The sequence below is a fragment of the Halobellus sp. Atlit-38R genome, assembly GCF_003665925.1.
Classification (GTDB): Archaea; Halobacteriota; Halobacteria; order Halobacteriales; family Haloferacaceae; genus Haloquadratum; species Haloquadratum inordinatus.
Genome location: NZ_QXIJ01000362.1, coordinates 1 through 447, shown reverse-complemented (window position 1 = coordinate 447; position 447 = coordinate 1). Strand labels below are relative to the sequence as shown.

Here is a 447-nt window from a genome sequence, read left to right as displayed (position 1 = left end):
CTCATTGGAAACCCCCCGTGGGATGAGCTGAAGCCGTACCGGACGGACTTCTTTCCAAAGTACGATACTGAGTTTCGTAGTCGCCCGCCAAATGAGAAGGACAAGAAGGTAGAGGAGCTCTTAGAGACTCCTGAAATCGCAGCCGAATGGGAGAAATTCCAGCGCGACAAGGAACGGCAAGCGACCTATATCAACCAGAGTGGAGAATACGAGTATCAGACGCCAAGCGTAGAAGGGCAACAGGTTGCACGAACGAACGACCTGTCCCTACTGTTCTTTGAGCGAGTCTATGATATCGTCAGAGATGGTGGGTATGTTTCACAGCTGCTTCCTGGTCCGTTCTTCAATGCCGCCGCTGGGAAGGATTTACGAGTCCATATGCTCGAGGAGTCGTCGGTTCAGCATATAATTGGTTTCGAGAACAATGGAATCTTCAAAGACATTCAC

At 50.3% G+C, this 447-nt stretch carries 1 protein-coding gene; it reads left to right on the top strand.

Features of this window, described 5'->3' with window-relative positions; all coding sequences use genetic code 11:
* Positions 1-447, top strand: a 447-nt coding sequence (locus D3D02_RS19840; RefSeq protein WP_394337747.1) for an Eco57I restriction-modification methylase domain-containing protein, incomplete at both ends; no start/stop codon positions are given.